This window comes from Microbacterium sp. 22215 (assembly GCF_052045655.1).
Classification (GTDB): Bacteria; Actinomycetota; Actinomycetes; order Actinomycetales; family Microbacteriaceae; genus Microbacterium; species Microbacterium phyllosphaerae.
In genome coordinates this window covers 39,988-57,784 of record NZ_JBQEPC010000004.1, presented here as the reverse complement: position 1 = coordinate 57,784, position 17,797 = coordinate 39,988, and the positions used below count along the sequence as shown (strand labels likewise).

Annotated in this window: 18 protein-coding genes and 1 tRNA gene; 9 read left to right on the top strand and 10 right to left on the bottom strand. The window is 69.4% G+C overall.

The features are described from left to right. Positions 1–837 carry an ABC transporter ATP-binding protein gene (locus ACTJKH_RS08120; protein WP_440736708.1) on the top strand — a complete coding sequence of 279 codons (837 nt, stop codon included), beginning with the start codon at positions 1–3 and terminating at the stop codon, positions 835–837. After that, a complete protein-coding gene (locus tag ACTJKH_RS08115) occupies positions 834–1,688 on the top strand; it encodes a siderophore-interacting protein (RefSeq protein ID WP_440736486.1) in 855 nt (284 codons plus the stop codon). The genes ACTJKH_RS08120 and ACTJKH_RS08115 overlap by 4 nt, the downstream gene beginning before the upstream one ends. A gap of 142 nt (positions 1,689–1,830) precedes the next feature. Here the strand turns inward: ACTJKH_RS08115 and ACTJKH_RS08110 are convergent, their stop codons facing one another. The 3 genes from ACTJKH_RS08110 to ACTJKH_RS08100 all read right to left on the bottom strand — a co-directional run bounded on the left by ACTJKH_RS08110 (position 1,831) and on the right by ACTJKH_RS08100 (position 4,819). Further along, entirely contained in the window at positions 1,831–2,754 is a 924-nt protein-coding gene (locus ACTJKH_RS08110) for a DUF1295 domain-containing protein (protein WP_440736485.1), read from the bottom strand. A gap of 17 nt (positions 2,755–2,771) precedes the next feature. Then, positions 2,772–4,601: an AMP-dependent synthetase/ligase gene (locus ACTJKH_RS08105; RefSeq protein ID WP_440736484.1), complete on the bottom strand. Its 1,830-nt coding sequence runs from the start codon at positions 4,599–4,601 to the stop codon at positions 2,772–2,774. Positions 4,602–4,745: 144 nt separating this feature from the next. Then, positions 4,746–4,819: transfer RNA gene (locus ACTJKH_RS08100), tRNA-Gly, on the bottom strand. Positions 4,820–4,912: 93 nt separating this feature from the next. Between ACTJKH_RS08100 and dcd the strand changes: the two genes are divergently transcribed. From dcd to ACTJKH_RS08085, 3 genes are read left to right on the top strand one after another with little or no spacing between them, the layout of a single operon-like run. Then, positions 4,913–5,518, top strand: a complete 606-nt coding sequence (gene dcd, locus ACTJKH_RS08095) for a dCTP deaminase (RefSeq protein WP_440736483.1) — start codon at positions 4,913–4,915, stop codon at positions 5,516–5,518. 1 nt (position 5,519) lies between these two features. Next, entirely contained in the window at positions 5,520–5,951 is a 432-nt protein-coding gene (locus tag ACTJKH_RS08090; RefSeq protein WP_440736482.1) for a hypothetical protein, read from the top strand. Position 5,952: 1 nt separating this feature from the next. Next, positions 5,953–6,171: a DUF2283 domain-containing protein gene (locus ACTJKH_RS08085; RefSeq protein WP_440736481.1), complete on the top strand. Its 219-nt coding sequence runs from the start codon at positions 5,953–5,955 to the stop codon at positions 6,169–6,171. Positions 6,172–6,282: 111 nt separating this feature from the next. Here the strand turns inward: ACTJKH_RS08085 and ACTJKH_RS08080 are convergent, their stop codons facing one another. Beyond that, positions 6,283–7,125 (bottom strand): hypothetical protein, encoded by an 843-nt coding sequence (locus ACTJKH_RS08080; RefSeq protein ID WP_440736480.1) that lies wholly within the window; start codon positions 7,123–7,125, stop codon positions 6,283–6,285. Positions 7,126–7,229: 104 nt separating this feature from the next. Here ACTJKH_RS08080 and ACTJKH_RS08075 point away from each other — a divergent pair, with 104 nt between their 5' ends. Continuing rightward, complete coding sequence (locus tag ACTJKH_RS08075; protein ID WP_440736479.1) at positions 7,230–7,799, top strand: MarR family winged helix-turn-helix transcriptional regulator; 570 nt, start codon at positions 7,230–7,232, stop codon at positions 7,797–7,799. Positions 7,800–7,952: 153 nt separating this feature from the next. After that, entirely contained in the window at positions 7,953–9,497 is a 1,545-nt protein-coding gene (locus tag ACTJKH_RS08070; RefSeq protein WP_440736478.1) for a DUF222 domain-containing protein, read from the top strand. Between the two features lie 5 nt (positions 9,498–9,502). Here the strand turns inward: ACTJKH_RS08070 and ACTJKH_RS08065 are convergent, their stop codons facing one another. The 3 genes from ACTJKH_RS08065 to ACTJKH_RS08055 form a co-directional block, all read right to left on the bottom strand. Next, positions 9,503–10,501, bottom strand: a complete 999-nt coding sequence (locus ACTJKH_RS08065) for a cation diffusion facilitator family transporter (RefSeq protein WP_440736477.1) — start codon at positions 10,499–10,501, stop codon at positions 9,503–9,505. 39 nt (positions 10,502–10,540) lie between these two features. Continuing rightward, positions 10,541–11,953 (bottom strand): MFS transporter, encoded by a 1,413-nt coding sequence (locus ACTJKH_RS08060; RefSeq protein ID WP_440736476.1) that lies wholly within the window; start codon positions 11,951–11,953, stop codon positions 10,541–10,543. 138 nt (positions 11,954–12,091) lie between these two features. Then, on the bottom strand, positions 12,092–12,994 hold the full coding sequence (locus ACTJKH_RS08055; RefSeq protein ID WP_440736475.1) for a serine protein kinase RIO: 903 nt from the start codon (positions 12,992–12,994) through the stop codon (positions 12,092–12,094). A gap of 282 nt (positions 12,995–13,276) precedes the next feature. On the opposite strand from ACTJKH_RS08055, the gene ACTJKH_RS08050 reads away from it, so the two are divergent. Next, positions 13,277–14,482: an MFS transporter gene (locus ACTJKH_RS08050; protein WP_440736474.1), complete on the top strand. Its 1,206-nt coding sequence runs from the start codon at positions 13,277–13,279 to the stop codon at positions 14,480–14,482. Positions 14,483–14,593: 111 nt separating this feature from the next. On the opposite strand, the gene ACTJKH_RS08045 is transcribed toward ACTJKH_RS08050, so the two are convergent. Beyond that, positions 14,594–15,511 (bottom strand): helix-turn-helix transcriptional regulator, encoded by a 918-nt coding sequence (locus tag ACTJKH_RS08045; RefSeq protein WP_440736473.1) that lies wholly within the window; start codon positions 15,509–15,511, stop codon positions 14,594–14,596. A gap of 70 nt (positions 15,512–15,581) precedes the next feature. Here ACTJKH_RS08045 and ACTJKH_RS08040 point away from each other — a divergent pair, with 70 nt between their 5' ends. After that, positions 15,582–16,043, top strand: coding sequence for a DUF3817 domain-containing protein (locus tag ACTJKH_RS08040; protein WP_440736472.1), 462 nt, complete (start codon positions 15,582–15,584; stop codon positions 16,041–16,043). A 13-nt stretch (positions 16,044–16,056) separates the two neighbouring features. Here ACTJKH_RS08040 and ACTJKH_RS08035 read toward each other — a convergent pair whose 3' ends face one another. Further along, positions 16,057–16,731 carry a hypothetical protein gene (locus ACTJKH_RS08035; RefSeq protein WP_440736471.1) on the bottom strand — a complete coding sequence of 225 codons (675 nt, stop codon included), beginning with the start codon at positions 16,729–16,731 and terminating at the stop codon, positions 16,057–16,059. 54 nt (positions 16,732–16,785) lie between these two features. After that, positions 16,786–17,784: an NAD(P)/FAD-dependent oxidoreductase gene (locus ACTJKH_RS08030; protein WP_440736470.1), complete on the bottom strand. Its 999-nt coding sequence runs from the start codon at positions 17,782–17,784 to the stop codon at positions 16,786–16,788. Positions 17,785–17,797: the final 13 nt, after the last annotated feature.

The window sequence follows — 17,797 nt, the reverse complement described above, 5'->3', positions numbered from 1 at the left end:
ATCCCGTTCCCACCCGAACCCGCCGCCGCTCCGCGTCTGAGCGCGGAGCGCATCACACTGTCGTACGACCGCACCGAGATCGTCCGCGACCTGTCGGTGGACGTGCCCGACGGCGGCTTCACCGTCATCATCGGTCCGAACGCATGCGGCAAGTCGACGCTCCTCCGGGGCCTGTCGCGGCTGCTCGCGCCATCGAGCGGACGTGTCGTGCTCGACGGGCAGACGATCGGCTCGTATCCGGCGAAGGAGGTCGCCCGCAGGCTCGGTCTGCTGCCGCAGAGCGCCACGGCACCCGATGGCATCACGGTCGCCGATCTGGTCGCCCGGGGCAGATACCCGCATCAGAACCTGATGAGGCAGTGGTCGGATGCCGACGAGCTGGCCGTGCAGCACGCCCTGGCGGCCACCGGCACCGCCGATCTGGCCGCACGCCCGGTCGACGCGCTCTCCGGCGGGCAGCGCCAACGGGTGTGGGTGGCGATGGTGCTCGCGCAGGAGACCGACCTGCTGCTGCTCGACGAGCCGACGACCTTCCTCGACGTCGCGCACCAGGTCGAGCTCATGGAGCTGTTCGCACATCTCAACGCGCAGGGCCGCACGCTCGTCGCCGTGCTGCACGACCTCAACCACGCAGCCCGCTATGCGACCCACATCATCGCCATGCGCGATGGACGCATCGTCGCCGAGGGGCCGCCGCACGAGGTGATCACGAGCGAGCGCGTGCACGAGGTCTTCGGTCTCGAGAACGTGGTGATCGCCGATCCGGTCACGGGCGGACCGCTCGTCGTGCCGCTGCGCGGTTCCGTGCCCTCGGCAGGCAGAGGAGTGCGCCTGTGACTGCCGATCGCCCCTGGGCGTACAGCGCGTTCCCCGTCGAGGTGCGCAACCGCACGATGCTGAGCCCCCGCTTCGTCCGACTCACACTCGCCGGAGAGAGCCTGCGGAACTTCGCCGCCTGGGGCACGGATCAGCGCATCAAGGTCGTTCTTCCGCTTCCGGACGGCAGCATCGCCGACTTCGGGCTGCTCGACGAACCCACGCCTCACCCCTCCGACTGGTACACGCGCTGGAAGGCGATGCCCGAGGGCGAGCGCAACGTACTGCGCACGTACACGCCGTCGGCGATCAGGGCGGATGCCGGTGAGATCGACATCGATTTCTACCTGCACGAACCGGCAGGGCCGGCGTCGGCGTGGGCGGCCGCGGCCCAGCCCGGTGATCACCTCGTGGTCAACGGGCCGGACGCGCGCATGGGGTGGACCGGATACGGTCTGCACTGGCAACCGGGCGATGCGCGGCGTTTCCTGCTCGTCGCCGATGAGACGGCGTTCCCGGCCGTGCGCGGCATCCTCGATTCGCTCGATCCGGATGCCTCCGCCGAGGTGTTCCTCGAGTGCGATGATCCCGCCGACGACATCGTCTCGGGATCGTCGCCGGAGAATGCTCGCATCCATCTGGTCGAGCGGGGAAACGACGTTCACGAGTCCGGAGTCGAGCGCGCCCTGCGGGACTGGCTCGACGAGCAGCAGGGCGGGCTGCGCGACGATGACGCTCTGTATGTCTGGCTCGCGGGGGAGGCAGGCGTGACGGCGCGGATCCGTCGTCGGCTCACTGCAGAGGTCGGCGTCGCGAAGGAGCGGGTGTCGTTCCTCGGCTACTGGAAGATCGGCGGACCGCTCGTCGGGTGACGCCCGGCGCGATGCTCACACGCCGCCGGGGTGCGACAGGGCGCCGAGCACGAGTCCACGCACCACCGGCACGAGCTGAGCGACCGGCATCCGATCGCCTACGCGGTGGGCGCGGCCGCAGCGACCGTGTGCGATCTGGTTCTCAGGCGGCGCTCTCGCGCACGGCAGGCCGGGTGAGTCGGGGGATCAGCGACGGCGTGTTCTCGCGGTAGGCGATGTAGTCGGCGCGGTCGCCCCACTTCTTCTCAGCGCGTGCCTCGAGCAGCGGGATGCCGCTGACTCGCGTGAGTAGCAGGATCACGAACAGCGGCGACAGGATCGCGACCCACTGCCATCCGGCGAGCACAGGTGCGGCGGTGAGGAAGACGCCCACCCAGAGCACGATCTCACCGAAGTAATTGGGGTGGCGTGAGCGCGACCACAGGCCGGTGCGGATGAACTCGTCCTTGTTCGCGGGGTCGGCGCGGAACGCCGACTTCTGCGCATCGGCGACGATCTCGATCACGAGGCCGAGCGCCCACACGACGATTCCCACGACGGTCAGCCATCCGATGGGGGCCCGCGCGCCGGCATCCGTGCTGATCGCGATCCACGCCGCGGCTGCCGTGATCGACACCCACGCACCCTGGATCACCCACACCTGCAGGAAGCGTACGGGGGAGCCCTTGATCTCGTCGAAGCGCCCGTCGGAACCGGCTTTGTGCACGCGCATGGCGAGGAACGATCCGAGCCGCGCGGCCCACAGGATGACCATCGCCGCGAGGATCCAGCTGCGTGCGTCGGGCATGGGCGTCAGCAGCACGAGTGCGACCGAGATGGCGAGGAACGTGAGGCTGCCGGTGAGGTCGAAGAACCGCTCGGTGCGCAGGATCATCGCCGGGATGAAGGCGAGGATCTGGATCGCGTACGCCGCCGCGACGGCGAGGGCGAACAGCGGGATGCCACCGAGCGTCGCGCCGCCCTGGCTGCCGGCGAGGGCGACGAGCGCCCCGATGACGAGCGCGACGACGATCGCGATGAGCGAGGCGCGCGAGGACTTGGGCTTCGTGGGGGTGGGGGAGGACATCGTGCTCTTTCCGATTCTCAGAGGTACAGGTCTTCGACGGTGGCGCCGGCGCGGTCGAGCACCACGCTCCGCTTGAGCTTCATGGTGGGCGTGACGAGCCCGCGGTCTTCGAGGTCGGCGAAGACGACGCTGAAGCGACGCACCTGCTCGCTGCGTGCCACCAGTGCGTTGGCGGCGTCGACGGCACGCTGCAGGTGGGCGCGGAGCGCAGGGTCGGTGATCTCGCGGATGTCGGGCTGGGTGACGACGGGGATGCTGGTGCCCGCCGCGGCGGCCCAGGCCAGTGTCTGCTCGGGGTCGAGCACGAGCAGCGCGGAGAGGTACGGCTTGCCCTCGCCCACCATCACAGCGTGCGAGACGAGCGGATCCGCTTCGACCGCGCTCTCCCAGCGGGTCGGCACGATCGTCTTGCCGTTGGAGGTCACAATCACGTCTTTGAGGCGGCCGTCGAGGATCAGGCGGCCCTGGTCGTCGAGGCGCCCGAGGTCTCCGGTGCGGAAGAACCCGTCGACGAAGGCGCCCTCGTCGTGGGCCGGGTTGCGGTAGCCGCCGAAGACGCCGATGCCGCGGGCGAGCACCTCGCCCTCGTCGCTGATGCGCACGGTGAGACCGGGCAGGGGTGAGCCGACGCTGCCCGAGGCGATGCGACCGGGCAGGTTGCCGGTGAGGGGTGCCGTCGTCTCGGTGAGGCCGTAGCCCTCGATGACAGGAACCCCGATGCCGCGGAAGAAGAGCGAGAGGTCGCTCTCGAGAGCCGCCCCACCAGACAGGATGTAGCCGACCCGCCCGCCCATCACGGTGCGGAGGCGGCGATAGAAGAGCGCGTCGAAGAAGCGGTGGCGCAGGGTGAGCCCGCGGTCTTTCGGGATGCGGCGACCGGCGTCGATCCGTTCGGCGCGGATGCCCCAGGCGATGGCCGTCGACCGAGCCTTCGCCCACACCGCCGAGAGCTTCTTCTCCGCGGCCTTGTCAGCCGCGGCGGCCTGGATCTTCTGCAGCACCCGCGGCACGACGACCAGGAAGGTCGGGCGCAGCGTGTCGAGGGTGGCGACGACCGTCGAGGGGTCGGACAGGTGCGCGATGCGCATGCCGCTGGCGAGGCAGATCAGCTGCAGCCCTCGTGCGAGCACATGGGCGAGCGGCAGGAAGATGACGGTGTTGCCGCTCTCGTTCACGATCTCGTGGTACGCGGCGGCGATGTTGAGAACCTGCCCGAGGAAGTTCCGGTGCGTGAGCACGACGCCCTTGGGTTCGCCGGTGGTTCCCGAGGTGTACACGATCGTCGCGGCGTCGTCCTGCGAGGCCGACGACCTGCGTGCCTCGAGCTCCTCATCGGTGACGGCGACGCCACGCGCGACCAGGTCGGTGAGAGTGCCGGATGCTGCGGCATCCATCGTCCATGCGCCGAGCGTGACGGCATCCGTCTTCGCGAGTGCCGCCTGCAGGAGCGCCGCGTGCTCGGTGGTGCCGCCGATGGCGAGGCGCACACCGGCGTCCGCGATGATCGCGTCGACCTGGGAGGGAGAGGAGGTCTCGTAGATCGGGACGACGACGGCGCCGGCGAACCAGGATGCGAGGTCGGCGACGGCCCAGTCATAGCGCGTCGGCGCCATGATCGCGATCGGGTCACCCGCCTGGATGCCCTCGGCGATGAAGCCCTTCGCCAGGGCGCGGACCCGGTCTGAGAACTCCCGGGTCGTGATCGGGCGCCAGGGGGCTGCGGCATCCGCTCCCGCGACCTCGAAGGCGACGTGCTCAGGAGCTGAGGTGACGCGCGCGACGAGCAGGTCGGTGACGTTGCGATACCCGTCGAGGTCTGCAAGCGGCGGGGTCGATGACTCGATCATCGTGGCTCCTCTCGGGCGCGCGGAAACGGGCCCATCATCCGGTGTTCGGAGCTGGTGACGATTCGGATGGGATGGATCTGGCAAATCAGCCTTCGTCAGGAACGGGGCTGGTGCCCGGGAAGGGCCGCCGTCGAGGCGGCGAGTTGGAGGGGCTGACGGGAATCGAACCCGCGCTATCTGCTTGGGAAGCAGAAGTTCTGCCATTGAACTACAGCCCCGTACCTGCATCCGAGGAGCGGGTGAACGCAAGCCTACCCGCCTGATCCGTCATGGCCAAAGTGTCGGCGGCGTGTGGCAACTAGGCTGGGGCCGTGCTTCTCAGCGACCGCGACATCAGAGCAGAACTCGCATCCGGCCACATCGGCCTGGACCCGCACGAGCCGGAGATGATCCAGCCGTCGAGCATCGACGTGCGCCTGGACCGCTACTTCCGTCTCTTCGACAACCACAAGTACCCGTTCATCGACCCGTCGGTCGATCAGCCCGAGCTCACGCGCCTGATCGAGGTCGACCCCGATGAGCCGTTCATCCTGCACCCGGGCGAGTTCGCGCTGGGCGCGACGTTCGAGCAGGTCTCGCTGGCGGATGACATCGCGGCGCGGCTCGAGGGCAAGTCGTCGCTGGGTCGCCTCGGCCTCATCACGCACTCGACCGCCGGGTTCATCGACCCCGGTTTCACGGGGCACGTCACGCTCGAGCTGGCGAACGTCGCGACGCTGCCGATCAAGCTGTGGCCGGGCATGAAGATCGGTCAGCTGTGCTTCTTCCGTCTGACCTCCCCGGCCGAGAACCCGTACGGCTCCGGCCACTACGGCAACCGATACCAGGGGCAGCGGGGGCCGACGGCATCCCGGTCATTCCAGAACTTCCACAAGACGGACGTCGGCACGACCGACGTCGGAGCCGTAGGGGGCTGACATGAGCGGTGACAGCAGAGATCCGTACGACCCGTCGGAGGATGCTGTCATCCCGCCTCCTCCGCTCGCGACCGCGGTTCCGGATGCGACGATCCCGCCGCCTCCGCCTGAGTCGTCGGTTCCGGATGTCGTGATCCCGCCTCCTCCGCCGGAGGCGATGCTTCCTGCCACTCGCCGTTCGCGGCCGAAGCCGGCCATCCTCGAGGGCGATCAGCCTGCCCCGGTCGCCGATGACTGGGCTCAGCCCTCGGTCGCTCCTGAGGTGCCGACCTCCGGCGGATACCGCGCACTCACCATCGTGATCTTCACCTTCCTGCTGTTGCTCCTCGCGGCGGCGATCGTCGGGGCGATCTACCTCGGGGTGACGACGCTCGGGCTCTCGACCGTCGATTCCATCTCTGTCGCAGGCGCCGCGGCATCCTGGACCGGCTGACGTGGGCGACCTGAGGTACGACCCCGAGGTCGATGCGGCCTACGCCACGATCGGGCGACCGATCCGGCCCGGCGAGGCGGCGCGGCAGGTGCCCGTGGAGCTGCCCGACGGCATGACCGGTGAGCTGATCCTCGACTTCGATCGCGGCGGTCACCTGCTCGGGATCGAGGTGCTCGGCGCATCCGGGCTGCTCCGGCCGGAGGATCTTCGGGGCCAGTGAGGCCCCGGTCGCGACTGCGGCTCTTCTGAGCCGACGCCGGTCACGTGCGCGCACGCAGAAACGCTCCGTCTGACCGGAGTCAGACGGAGCGTTCTCGATGAGCGGATGCCGTCAGGCGTCGCGACCGCGGGAGAACCCGGCGTCGAAGCCGCGCTCGAAGGCGTGCTGCGCCGCGCGGGCGGTGCGGTGGTCGCCACGGGCGTGGCCATGGCCAGGACCGAACCCGTGGCCGCGGTGGTCTCCGTGCTCGTGTCCGCCGCGCTCGTGCGCGAAGCGGTCGTGTCCACGGTGTCCGCGGTGCGCGCACGCGCGGTCCGCGAAGTCGGAGTCGGCGCCGAACTCGGCATCCGCACCGTGCTCACGACCGTGCTCGTGCCCCGGACCGAAGCCCGAATCGGCGTCGCGTCCGCGTCCGAAGGGGTGTCCGTGGCGGCGACCGAAGCCGCGACCGGGGCCGAACCCCGGACCGAAGCCGTGGTCGGGGCCGAAGCCGGGGCCGAAACCGCGAGGTCCGAAGCCGTGACGACGGCCGCGTCCGCGGGGAAGAGGGGTCTCTTCGTCCCATCCGAATGCGCGGGCGATCTGCTCGAGCGAGGCGAGTGTGGTCTCGAGATCTTCGGGGGAGACGGCGTCGGAGACCTTGGCGCGGATGCCGTCGACGATGCCGCTGAGGCGTTCCTTGGCCGAGCGGCCTTCGTCGGTGAGCGTCCAGCCGTCGCCGTCGGCGGCGACCCACCCGCGCTCGACGAGGTCGTGCAGCTTGTGGGCGTTCAGCGGTCGGCGCGCGGGTGCCGTGCCGTCGATCACGTTGAGGATCCGCCAGTCGCGCCGGCTCGCGTGCTCGCCCTCGAAAGAAGAGGCGAACTCGGCGGCCATCAGGCGGTCGACCGCCTTGATCCAGAAGCCGAAGGGACGGGAGGTGTTGTCTGTGTTCTGAGTGTAAGAGGTGTTCATGAGTGAGTCCTTAGATGTCATGGAGCATGTGCTTGTCACTGTGCATGTATATGTAGTGTGACATGCAGTGTGGATACATGTCAAGTCGCATGTAAAATTGACGGGTGAGTGCCGAACAGAACGACCCCGCCGAGGCCATCGCCCGCGCCCTGTCCCGTCTGCGCGGACGCCGTCCGAGCGAACGCGGTCGCGGGCCCCGCGGGATGGGCGGGCCTCACGGCTGGCATGGTGGTCCGCATCCGGATCACTTCGAGCAGGGCGGTCATGGGCACGGGCATCCGGGGCGGTCGGGGATGCCGGGAATGCCACCGTGGATGAACGACCCGTCCGGTCGATTCGGGGGACCGGCACGGATGCGGATGCTCGAAGCACTCGCCGCGGCATCCACGCCCCTGAGCGTGAGCGATCTCGGCGCGGCGATCGGCGTCGATCAGCCCCGTGCATCGCGGCTCGTGCAGCAGGGGGTCGCGCACGGATTCGTTCGTCGCGAGGCGGATCCGGATGACGCTCGACGCACGCGCATCGCGCTGACCGACGAGGGCCGCAAGGTCGCGCGCGGCATGCGGGGCGAGCGGCGCGAAGCCCTCGGCAAGGCGCTGGCCGCCTTCACCGATGAAGAGCGCGAGCAGCTCGCGGCGCTGCTGAACAAGCTCGCCGACAACTGGGAGAGCTGAGCGGTCGATCATTTCGGTCGGTGGTGGCCGCGGCGGAGTTCGCGATCGGCATTCCGGAACGCTGATCCGTAGTTCCGGAATATGCTTCTGATCTGGTCGAAAAGTGCCTGATTCCGCGGTTCGAATGTCGGTGGCTGCCAGTTGGATGGAGGCATGTCATCCCGCACTCGCACCCTCGTCGATCAGGTCGTCGCCGACCTCGATCGGGTGCTGTCCGACGACGCTCTCGCGGGGTTGTCAGACGCTGAACGGGTAGAAGTACTGCAGGCTGCGGGCGCGGCGTTCCGACGGGTCGAAGCCGTGGTGGTCGAGACGATCGCATCAGGGGACGCGGTGGACTTCCCGCACTCCACGGGCTGCCGCACGCAGAACGAACTGCTCCAGCGCACCCTGTTGACAGATGTGCGCGGGGCGACGCGTGTGGGGAAAGTCGTCGACCTCGTTCGACGCGATGTGAACCTGGTTTCCGGAGACCGGCTGCCCGCGCGGTGGCCGGCTCTACGAGAGGCGATGCTCGACGGTGCGATCGGGGTCGCGGGGATGCTCGCGGCGACCGACCCGATCGAGAAGGTGTCGCATCGAATCAGCGTCGACGACCGGCTCGACGCCGACACGTGCCTGGCCCGGGCGGCGCGGGGCATCAGACCCGATCCTGAGGGCGGCCCTGATGCCGAGGTCCAGGGGCCGGCGCCCACTCTCGAAGAACTGAAGCTGCTTGCCGAGACGTTGGTCGCGCTGCTCGACCCCGACGGAGACCAGCCCGGCGACGAGCCCACCCGCCGACGGGGAATCACCCTGGGGCGGGTGCGCGACGGATTGCGCTCGATCAAGGGATACCTGACGCCCGAGGTGGCCGCTCAGCTGGAATCGATCCTCGACGCGCAGAACAACCCCAAGGGCGACGGTCCGCCGATGCCGGGGGTGGTGTTCACTTCTGAGGAAGCCGATTCCCAGGGGCGCGGTGACGACGAGGACGGCGACGACGACCGCGGCGGCAACCGCGGCGGCGACCACGGTGACGACCACCGCGGTGACGACGAGGACCCCTACAACTCAGATCCGCGTGTGGTGATCGATGGCCGCACGCCGGCGCAGAAGCGGCACGATGCCTTCGCCGCCGCTCTGGCGATCGCCGCACGTCACCGAGACATGCCGACGCTCGGAGGTGCGGGGCCGGTGCTCGTCGTGACGGTTGATGCGAAGGACCTCGTGAACGGCACGGGCCGCGCGAGCGTCAGCGGGGCGGCGGGACAACTTCCGCTCAATGTCGCCGCGCACGTCGGATGCTCGGGGACGATCCAGCGTGTGCTCATGGATGAGGGACGGATCATCGGGATCACGACCACCGATCGGGTCTTCACGGTGCATCAACGGCGGGCGATCATCGCTCGCGACAAGGAGTGTCTGATCCCCGGGTGTCATGTTCCGGCGTCCTGGTGTGAGATCCACCACGTCACTGAGCATGCGAGGGGTGGGCCGACGCATACGGATAACGGTGTGCCGTTGTGCTGGTGGCATCACCGAAGTCTCGGTTCCTCCGGGTGGGAGATCCGGATGAACGAGGGTGTCCCGCAGGTGCGGGGGCCGCGGTGGTGGGACCCCGAACAGCGGTGGCGCACCCCGAGACTCAGTGTTTCAGAGCGGTCACCGGGGCAGCAACAGAGGGACGGATCGCCCGCTTTCGCGCGCGCGGGATGATGCGACTAGCGCTGTGCGCGTGTCCGTGTTCCTGTGCCTGTGCCTGTGCCTGTGCCGGTGCCTGTGTCATTGCCTGCGGGTGCGCTTGCGGCTGTGCCGAAGACGAGGGATTCCTCGTCATCGACCGAGAGCGACAGCACCACGGTCTCGACGACGGGGTGCGCCTCGATCTGCTGTTCGATCTCGCGCAGCCGTCTGGCCACATCGTGTTCGCGGGCGTCGCCGGCCAGGTCGACCTCCGCGACGATGAACAGCCGGTTCGGCCCGACGTACTCGATGTGCAGGTAGGTGAGGCGCTGGATCTGCGGCGACCCCAGCAGCGCGCGCCCGACACGATCACGCAGGGCCGGCGATGCGTTCGAGCCGACGAGGAACGCGATGTTGCGTCCGATCAGGATGATCGCCACGACGCCGAGCAGGATGCCGACGAGGATCGATCCCACGGCATCCCACGCGGCGACCCCGGTGATCTGATGCATCGCGATCGCCCCGGCGGCGAGCACGAGCCCGATCAGAGCGGCCATGTCTTCGAAGAACACCGCGCGGAGCGTCGTGTCACTGGTGTCGAGCACGTAATCCCACGTCGACGATCCGCGCTCGCGCGCGAGCCGCCGAGACTTCACCATCGCCTGCGTGAACGAAGCGCCCTCGAGCACGAACGCGATACCGAGCACCGCGTATGCGACGGCAGGGCTCTCGACCGGGCCTGTCTCCGACAGCTCCTGCACACCGTGCATGATCGACACGATCGACCCGGCGGTGAAGATGCCGAACGCGGCGATCAGCGACCACACGAACGCCGCACGACCGTAGCCGAGGGGATGCCGCTCATCCTTCTCCCGCGCACCGCGGCGGTCGGCGATGAGGAGGAAGATCTCGTTCCCGGCATCCGCCCACGAATGCGCGGCTTCCGCCACCATCGACGCCGACGACGTGAGCACCGCCGCGACGGTCTTGGCGATCGCGACGAGGATGTTGGCGAGGAAAGCGATGATGACCGTCACGCGGTCAGGCTACTCCCGCTTCCGCTCCGACTCGAATACTCAGACGCGCTGCGTCGCCTTGACCGGAAGCAGCAGCAGGAAGCCCGCGATCAGCACGATCACGATGCCGAGGATGCCGTAGGCGGTCGACCCCGAGAGCACGATGAGCAGCGTCCAGGCGCCGGATGCCATCCAGCTCGCCGCCCGCCCGGTCGTGGCGTAGAGGCCGAAGATCTCGCCCTCGCGCCCGGCCGGGGTGATGCGGGCGAGGAACGACCGCGACGCCGCCTGTGCGGGTCCGACGAACGCGCAGAGCAGCAGGCCGCCGATCCAGAACACGATCGTGCCCGCATCCACCAGGAAGAACACGGCGAGGCCGGCGATCACCATGGATGCGAGGGAGACGAGGATGATCCGCTTCGGGCCGAACCGGTCGTCGTAGCGTCCGGCGATGATCGTCGAGACTCCCGCGATGAGGTTCGCCGCGATGCCGAAGATCACGAGGTCGAGGAAGGCGAAGTCGAACACCTGGCTCGCGATGACCGCGCCGAACGCGAAGACGCCGCCGAGTCCGTCGCGGAACACCGCGCTCGACAGCAGGAACCAGAACGTCTGACGGGTGTCGGGGTTGCGGTACAAGCCCACGACGTCCTTCACGAGCAGTCCGTACGACGCGAAGAAGCCGACCTTGCGCTCGGGGCGGCCGAGCGAGGGCTCGGGCACGTTGAGGAAGATCGGGATCGAGAAGACGATCGCCCAGATCGCGCAGCCGACGGCGATGATGCGGAACGGCAGTCCTCCGTCCTCCGGGAGGCCGAACCAGTCGAGCATGTAGAAGACGACGACGAGGACCAGTGCGACGATGCCGCCGATGTAGCCGAATCCCCAGCCGAGGCCCGAGATGCGGCCGACGGTCTTCGGGTTCGCGATGCCGATGAGCATCGCGTTCGAGTTCACGGCGGCGATCTCGCCGAAGACGGATCCGGCCGAGATCAGCGCCACACCGAGCCAGAAGAGCGTCGGCGTCGGCTCGACGAACCACAGTCCGAGCATGCAGGCGACGAGCGCACCGGTGCCGATGCCGAGCCAGAGCTTCTGACGCCCCGCGGCATCCGCCCGCTGGCCCAGCACCGGGGCGATCAGGAGGATCGCGATGCCGGCGATCGTCGAGCCGAGTCCGAGTCCCGACGCGAGGTCGGCCTCGGCGGCTTCGCGGATCGGGTCCTTCGCGTCGAGTCCCGCGATCGACGCCGGAAGGAACGCCTCGGTCGTGAGGTACAGCGCCGTGAAGATGAAGGTGAGGATGACGGTGTTGAAGGGCTGCGTCGCCCAGTCCCACAGCGCCCACGAGTAGACCTGCTTCTTGGGGGCCGGTGTCTCGCCGCGCAGGTCGAGGCCGATCACTCCGACCGCGCCGCTGTTGGCCGTCGCGGCGGGCTCGGGCACCGCGCCGCTCTGCGGGGATTCGCTCATGCTCGAAGTCTGGCGGCGTGGGGTGAACGGAGGGTGACGGCGCGCCGCGCGGGTGGTCGAGGCCGCTCACGCGTACGACAGCGCTCACGCGTACGACAGCGCTCACGCGTACGACGGCGTTCGCGCATACGACGGCGCTCACGCGTACGACGCCGCGAGCATCTCGGCGAACAGCTCTTCGGCATCCCGTTCGACGCGGCGGCGGGTGAACCAGTCGCAGATGTTGACGCAGTCGCGGTGCAGCAGGTCGAGGCCCTGCGGGTTGGCGATGATGTCGACGATCTGCGGCAGGTCGATCACCCGCACGCGTCCGTCGTGCACGAGAAGGTTGTACGCCGACAGGTCGCCGTGGGCGAAGCCGGCCGCGGCGAAGATGCGCATCAGATCGACGATCTGGTCGTACAGATCCGTCAGCTCGGCACGATCGCTGCGCACGGCAGCAAGCCGGGGAGCCGCGACGCCGTGCGCATCGCCGACGAACTCCATGAGCAGCTCGGTGCCGTTGACCTGCACGGGGTAGGGCACCGGCGCGCCGAGCTCCCACATGCGGCAGAGTGCATCGAACTCGGCGAACGACCACTGCAGGGCGGCGACCGCCCGACCGTGCTCGGACTTCTTCGCGAGCGCTCTGGTGTCGCGGGTGTTCCTGGTGCTGCGGCCCTCGGTGTAGACGCCCGAGCGGTGGAAGCTGCTGTGGTCGGTGTCGCGATAACGCTTGGCGGCGAGCAGTGTGCGTTGCGCGGGGTCGTCCGGCACCGCCCGTTCGAGCAGGAACACGTCGGCCTCCTTGCCGGTCTTGAGGATGCCGAGCTCGGTGTCGAGCGCGCCGGCGCTCGTCACGACCCAGGCGGGCCAGGGCAGGGGTCCGCGCTCCGACGGGGTGATCGCGGGCCAGGTCGTCCAGCGCTGGCCGTCGCCTGGTTCGATGTCGGCGAAGGTCGGGACGGATTCGAAGGGCGAGGCGTCGAACGTCGACGCGGCCGACGAACCGGTGGAGGGACGGGAAGAGGATGCTTCGGACGAAGCGAAGAGATCAGACACGGTGTGGCTCCGAGAGAGGGAGGCCACCGCGGATCAGGAGCGGGCGGCCTCGAGAGGAAGGAAGTCGGCGAGGGGCGCGACAGAGACTGCGTTCATGTCATCCACTCCTCTCGCTCGGGCCTTCCGGGAGAACCCCGGTGCGACGTCGAGCCTAGAGGGCGCGGGCGGATGCTGTCCAGAGTCCCTCCGATGCAGAGGGAGACGCGTCCGGTCCGGACGAATGGTCGGATGCCGTGGACGCCGCGTCGGGCACGCGGGCTCCGCGCCTGCGAGTGTTGAACCATGACCACGACCGCGCCCGTTCCCGTGACGACCGCCCGCACCGAGAGCATCCGCTACGGCGGGCTCATCGTGCTGATGCTGATGGGCTTCCTGCTCGTCACGGCGGAGTTCCTGCCCAACGGGGTGCTCACCGAGATGGCCGACGCCCTCGGCGTCACGCCGGGGCAGGCGGGGCAGACCGTGACGGTCACCGCACTCGTCGGCCTGATCGTCGCCCCGACGGTCGGCCTGATCTTCCCCCGCCTCGACCGGCGGTCGCTGCTCATCTGGATGGCGCTCGCCGCCGCCGCGTCGAACCTCATCGTCGCGATCGCGCCGAACCTCATCATCGTGCTGCTCGCACGGTTCCTGCTGGGGGCGGCGATCAGCGCGTTCTGGGCCATGTCGATCACGGTCGCCGTGCGGCTCGCGGGGCCCGAGCACCTCGGGCGCGGCGTCATGTTCACCTCCGCCGGGGTCTCGCTCGCCACGGTCGCGGGAGTCCCGCTCGGCGTCATGCTCAGCGAGATCGTCGACTGGCAGACGGTCTTCGCGATCGCCGGCGTGCTCATGGTGCTGCTGGCCGTGGCGCTGCGATTCATGCTGCCGTCGGTCCCGGCCGAGCAGGCATCCAGCATCCGCCTTCTCGTCGACACCCTGCGTCGCCCCGGTATCGGACTCGGCATGGTCGGACACGTGCTCGTGGTGCTCGGGCACTTCCTCGCCTACACATACGTGCGACTCGCGCTCGAGCGCATCCCCGAGGTCGAGCCGTCGACGATCATCCTGCTGCTCGCGCTCTTCGGCGTCGGCGGCCTGGCCGGCAACCTCGGACTCGGGTTCTTCATCGACCGCACCTTCGCGTTCTTCGCGGTGTTCGCGCCGCTCGTGATCGCGGTGTCGGTGCTGTCGATGATCTTCCTCTCGGGGTCGGTGCTCGGTGTCGGAATCGTCGTGTTCGTCTGGGGCTTCTTCTTCTCGTCCTGGCTGCTCGTGGCCAACACCTGGGTAGGGCACCGGATGCCCGACCGGCTCGAAGCAGGCGGCAGTCTGGTCGTCGTCGGATTCCAGGGCGCGATCACGATCGCGGCGGGCCTCGGAGGACTGCTCGTCGACACCCTCGACGTCGAGTTCGTCTACGTGCTGGGGGCCGTCTCGCTGCTGGTCGGTGCCGTGCTCTTCGGAATGTCCAACCGCAGGAGCACCGCGGCCGCGGCGCTCGCCTGAGCGGCGGTTCCGGCCGTCTCGAACCGGGTCGCCGGGCTCAATACTGCCGGGCTCAGGGATGCCGCGCTCAGGGCTGCCGCGCTCAGGGCTGCCGCGCTCCGCGCTTCGGGCTCAGGCGGGAACGGCGGTCAGCTCCGACGCCCGCCAGGCGGACGGGGTCATGCCGGTGCGGCGTCGGAAGGCGCGGCTGAACCCCTCGTCCGAGGCATAGCCCAGTTCGCGCGAGGTCTCGCTGACGGACCGGCCCGCGCTCAGCATCCGCTTGGCGGCGTCGATGCGCACCTCGGTGACGTAGTCGGCGGGGGAGCGGCCGATCGCGCTGCGGAAGCGCTCGGCGAACACGGAACGCGACATCGCCCCGACGCTCGCGAGGCGCTCCACGGTCCATTCGCGACCCGGCTGCTCGTGGATCGCGTCGACCACGCGGTCGAGGAACGGATCCTTCGAGACGGACGGCCATCCGGCGGGGGCGCAGCCGTTCGCGGCCCAGGCGCGGATGACACTGAGCAGCACGGTCTGCGCCATCATCCGGCAGATCACGGGGTCGCCCTGCCGCACCGGGTACGACGGCGGGTCCGTCGGCCCCATGCTGCCGGCGAGGGCGGCCGCGGCGGGCTCGAGGGCGTCGAACGACATGACGGTGATCGGATCCGGCAGCACGGCGGCGAGCATCGACGCGCTGTCCGAGAACTCGAGGTCGACGACCACGAGGTCGGTGGCGGCGCCGGCTTCCAGGGCGATCGGCGCGCGGCCGAGCGTGAGGAAGGCATCGCCCCTGACGAGGTTCGCGCTCAGCGGTCGGTCGTCGACGGCCACGATCTGCGCGGTGCGGTCGACGTCGAGGCGGCATCCGGTGGTGAGGGGCGGATGTCCGCTGACCGAACCGTCGGCGATGTAGACGAGAGTGGCGGCGCCCGAAGGCAGCGGCAAGACCCCGCCTGCGGCCAACGCGACGCGTCGAGCGATTCCCACGCGCAGGTCGACGGAGTCGAGCACCTGTCCGAGGGCTGCGGAATCGACGGTCACCATGCCTTCGGCAACGCCCAGGGGCGCATAGCTATTCCGGATACGCTGGAAGGACCCCCACCCGAGGAGTCCCGTGTTCCGCACACCCGACCGCCTGTTCCGAGTCCTCGCGATCGCGGAGGCGATCACCTGGACGATCCTCATCTCGGCGATCATCGCCCGCGCCGTCGGCGCCCCCGGCATCGTCGTGACGATCGGCGGAGGCATCCACGGCTTCGTGTTCCTCGCCTACGCCGCGACCGCTGTGCTCGTCGCGCTCAACCAGCGCTGGAACGTGGGCGTCGCGATCCTCGCCGTGGTGAGCGCGATCGTGCCCTACGCGACCATCCCGATGGAGATCTGGCTGCACCGCACCGGCCGACTGGCCGGTGACTGGCGTCTGCAGCAGACCGCCGACCCGCGCGACGCCCGCTGGTACGACCGCCTCATGCGATGGTTCCTCCGTCGCCCGTGGGCGCTCGCGATCCTGCTCGTCGTGGGCATCGTGGCGCTGTACGTGATCCTGCTGCTGGTCGGGCCTCCCGGAGGCAAGTGACGCCCGACGGGCGTCACTGCACGACGACGGCGTTCTTGTCGATGACCTCGGCCATCGTCGCGTCGATGTCGCCGCCCGTGCAGTCGACGATCACGTAGAGTCCGACCCCCGTCGCCGTGAACGCCCGCGCGGCCATGCTCCAGGTGCGCTCGCCGGCTTCGCCCTCGACCTGCCGGTTCTCGACGTCCGCGTTGCCGCCGATCTGGTAGCTGAACGCGCCGGTCGTGGCGAGCGGAGTGACGGCCGCCGCATCCGTCTCGCCCAGGATCACGGCGAGCATCGCGTCGGAGCTGACGCTGTCATCGCCCGCGACCGTCGGCACGTCGGGGATCTGCCCCTGCCAGAACTGTGCGGTGCAGGTGTCGTCGACCGTGCCGTAGGTCCAGCCGCCGTTGCCGTCGTCGGGCTTGACGATCTTCCAGCCGTCGTCGACGACGAAGCCGTCACCCCACTGGATGTACGCCGACGGGGCGAGCGTGGCGCCCTCGTCGAAGGTCAGAGTCGACGGCAGATCTCCTGAGGCCTCTTCCGTCGGGCTGGTGGTGGGCGACGGGTCGGGTCCGTCGCCGTCGGGTACGTCGGCAGGGATCTGGGCATACAGGCAGCCACTCAATGGCAGCACGGCCAGCGCGACGACAGAGACGGCGGCGAGGCGGACGAGCGGCGAGACCTGCGAGATGCGCGTCATGCCGGTCAGCCTAGTCGGGGCCCGCGCGCGCTCGCCGGACGGATCCGGCGGCTGTCAGTGCGCCGATGCGATGCCGACGGCATCCTGCACCATCACCGACGCCACCCGCGCACCGGCGCCGGCCGCGACGATGAGCTGCTGCGGGCCGGGGATCGCGGCGTCGCCTGCCGCGTAGAGCCCCGGGACGTCGGTGCGGCCCGAGCGATCCGTCACGAGGTGTCCGTCGTGATCGACCGACGGGGCGAATCCGCGCAGGAACGACAGGTCGGTCTCCCACTCCGGGCGTACGAACCCGCCCTCGACCGGGACGACCGTTCCATCGCTGACCCTGATCGCCTCGATACGGCCCCGGTCGCCGACGAGCTCGGTGATCGGATGCCGCACGATCGCGACGCCCGCCGCGGTGAGCTCGGCCTCCTGCACGGCCGATACGGTGTCGGCGCCGAGCGTGAACACGGTGAGCTCCTCGGTCCAGCGCGCGATGAGCCGCGCGCGCTCGGCGAGGTCAGGCGTCGTGCCGATGAGTGCGAGTCGTCTCCCGCGCATCTCCCATGCGTCGCAGGCCGCGCAGCTGAACAGGCTGATGCCGTAGAAGCCGCGCAGGTTCGGCACGTCGGGGAGGGTCTCGCGAAGACCGGTGGCCAGCAGTGCGGAGTGGGCCGTGACGACGTCGGTCGGGTCTTTGCGGCCGATGGACGCCGTGAACCGGGGGGCCTCCCCGCCGGCATCCGTCCCACTGCCGGCATCCGTCCCACTGCCGGCATCCGACTGCCCACCGGCATCCGTGCGTGCGAGGTCGAGCACCCGCACGCGGGTGCGCACCTCGATGTTCGGGTAGGCGGCGAGCTCCTCGCGGGCGATGCGCCGCAGTTCGTGCGGCGGCACCCCGTCCCGGGTGAGGAACCCGTGCGAGTTCAGGGTGGCGGCGTTGCGAGGGCGATCCGCGTCGACGACGAGCACGCGCATGAGGGAGCGGCCGAGATTCAGGGCGGCGGAGAGCCCGGCGGGGCCACCGCCGATCACGAGCACGTCGTAGGCGTCCGTGTCAGTCATCAGTGCCCTTCTG

What these genes read in the sequence shown, in the direction of transcription:
- ACTJKH_RS08050 (WP_440736474.1), top strand. Translation starts at nt 13,277, where the DNA reads ATGACCACGACCGCGCCCGTTCCCGTGACGACCGCCCGCACCGAGAGC.
- ACTJKH_RS08035 (WP_440736471.1), bottom strand. Translation starts at nt 16,731, where the DNA reads ATGACGCGCATCTCGCAGGTCTCGCCGCTCGTCCGCCTCGCCGCCGTC.
- ACTJKH_RS08070 (WP_440736478.1), top strand. Translation starts at nt 7,953, where the DNA reads ATGTCATCCCGCACTCGCACCCTCGTCGATCAGGTCGTCGCCGACCTC.
- ACTJKH_RS08045 (WP_440736473.1), bottom strand. Translation starts at nt 15,511, where the DNA reads ATGGTGACCGTCGATTCCGCAGCCCTCGGACAGGTGCTCGACTCCGTC.
- ACTJKH_RS08090 (WP_440736482.1), top strand. Translation starts at nt 5,520, where the DNA reads ATGAGCGGTGACAGCAGAGATCCGTACGACCCGTCGGAGGATGCTGTC.
- ACTJKH_RS08060 (WP_440736476.1), bottom strand. Translation starts at nt 11,953, where the DNA reads ATGAGCGAATCCCCGCAGAGCGGCGCGGTGCCCGAGCCCGCCGCGACG.
- ACTJKH_RS08110 (WP_440736485.1), bottom strand. Translation starts at nt 2,754, where the DNA reads ATGTCCTCCCCCACCCCCACGAAGCCCAAGTCCTCGCGCGCCTCGCTC.
- ACTJKH_RS08105 (WP_440736484.1), bottom strand. Translation starts at nt 4,601, where the DNA reads ATGATCGAGTCATCGACCCCGCCGCTTGCAGACCTCGACGGGTATCGC.
- ACTJKH_RS08030 (WP_440736470.1), bottom strand. Translation starts at nt 17,784, where the DNA reads ATGACTGACACGGACGCCTACGACGTGCTCGTGATCGGCGGTGGCCCC.
- ACTJKH_RS08080 (WP_440736480.1), bottom strand. Translation starts at nt 7,125, where the DNA reads ATGAACACCTCTTACACTCAGAACACAGACAACACCTCCCGTCCCTTC.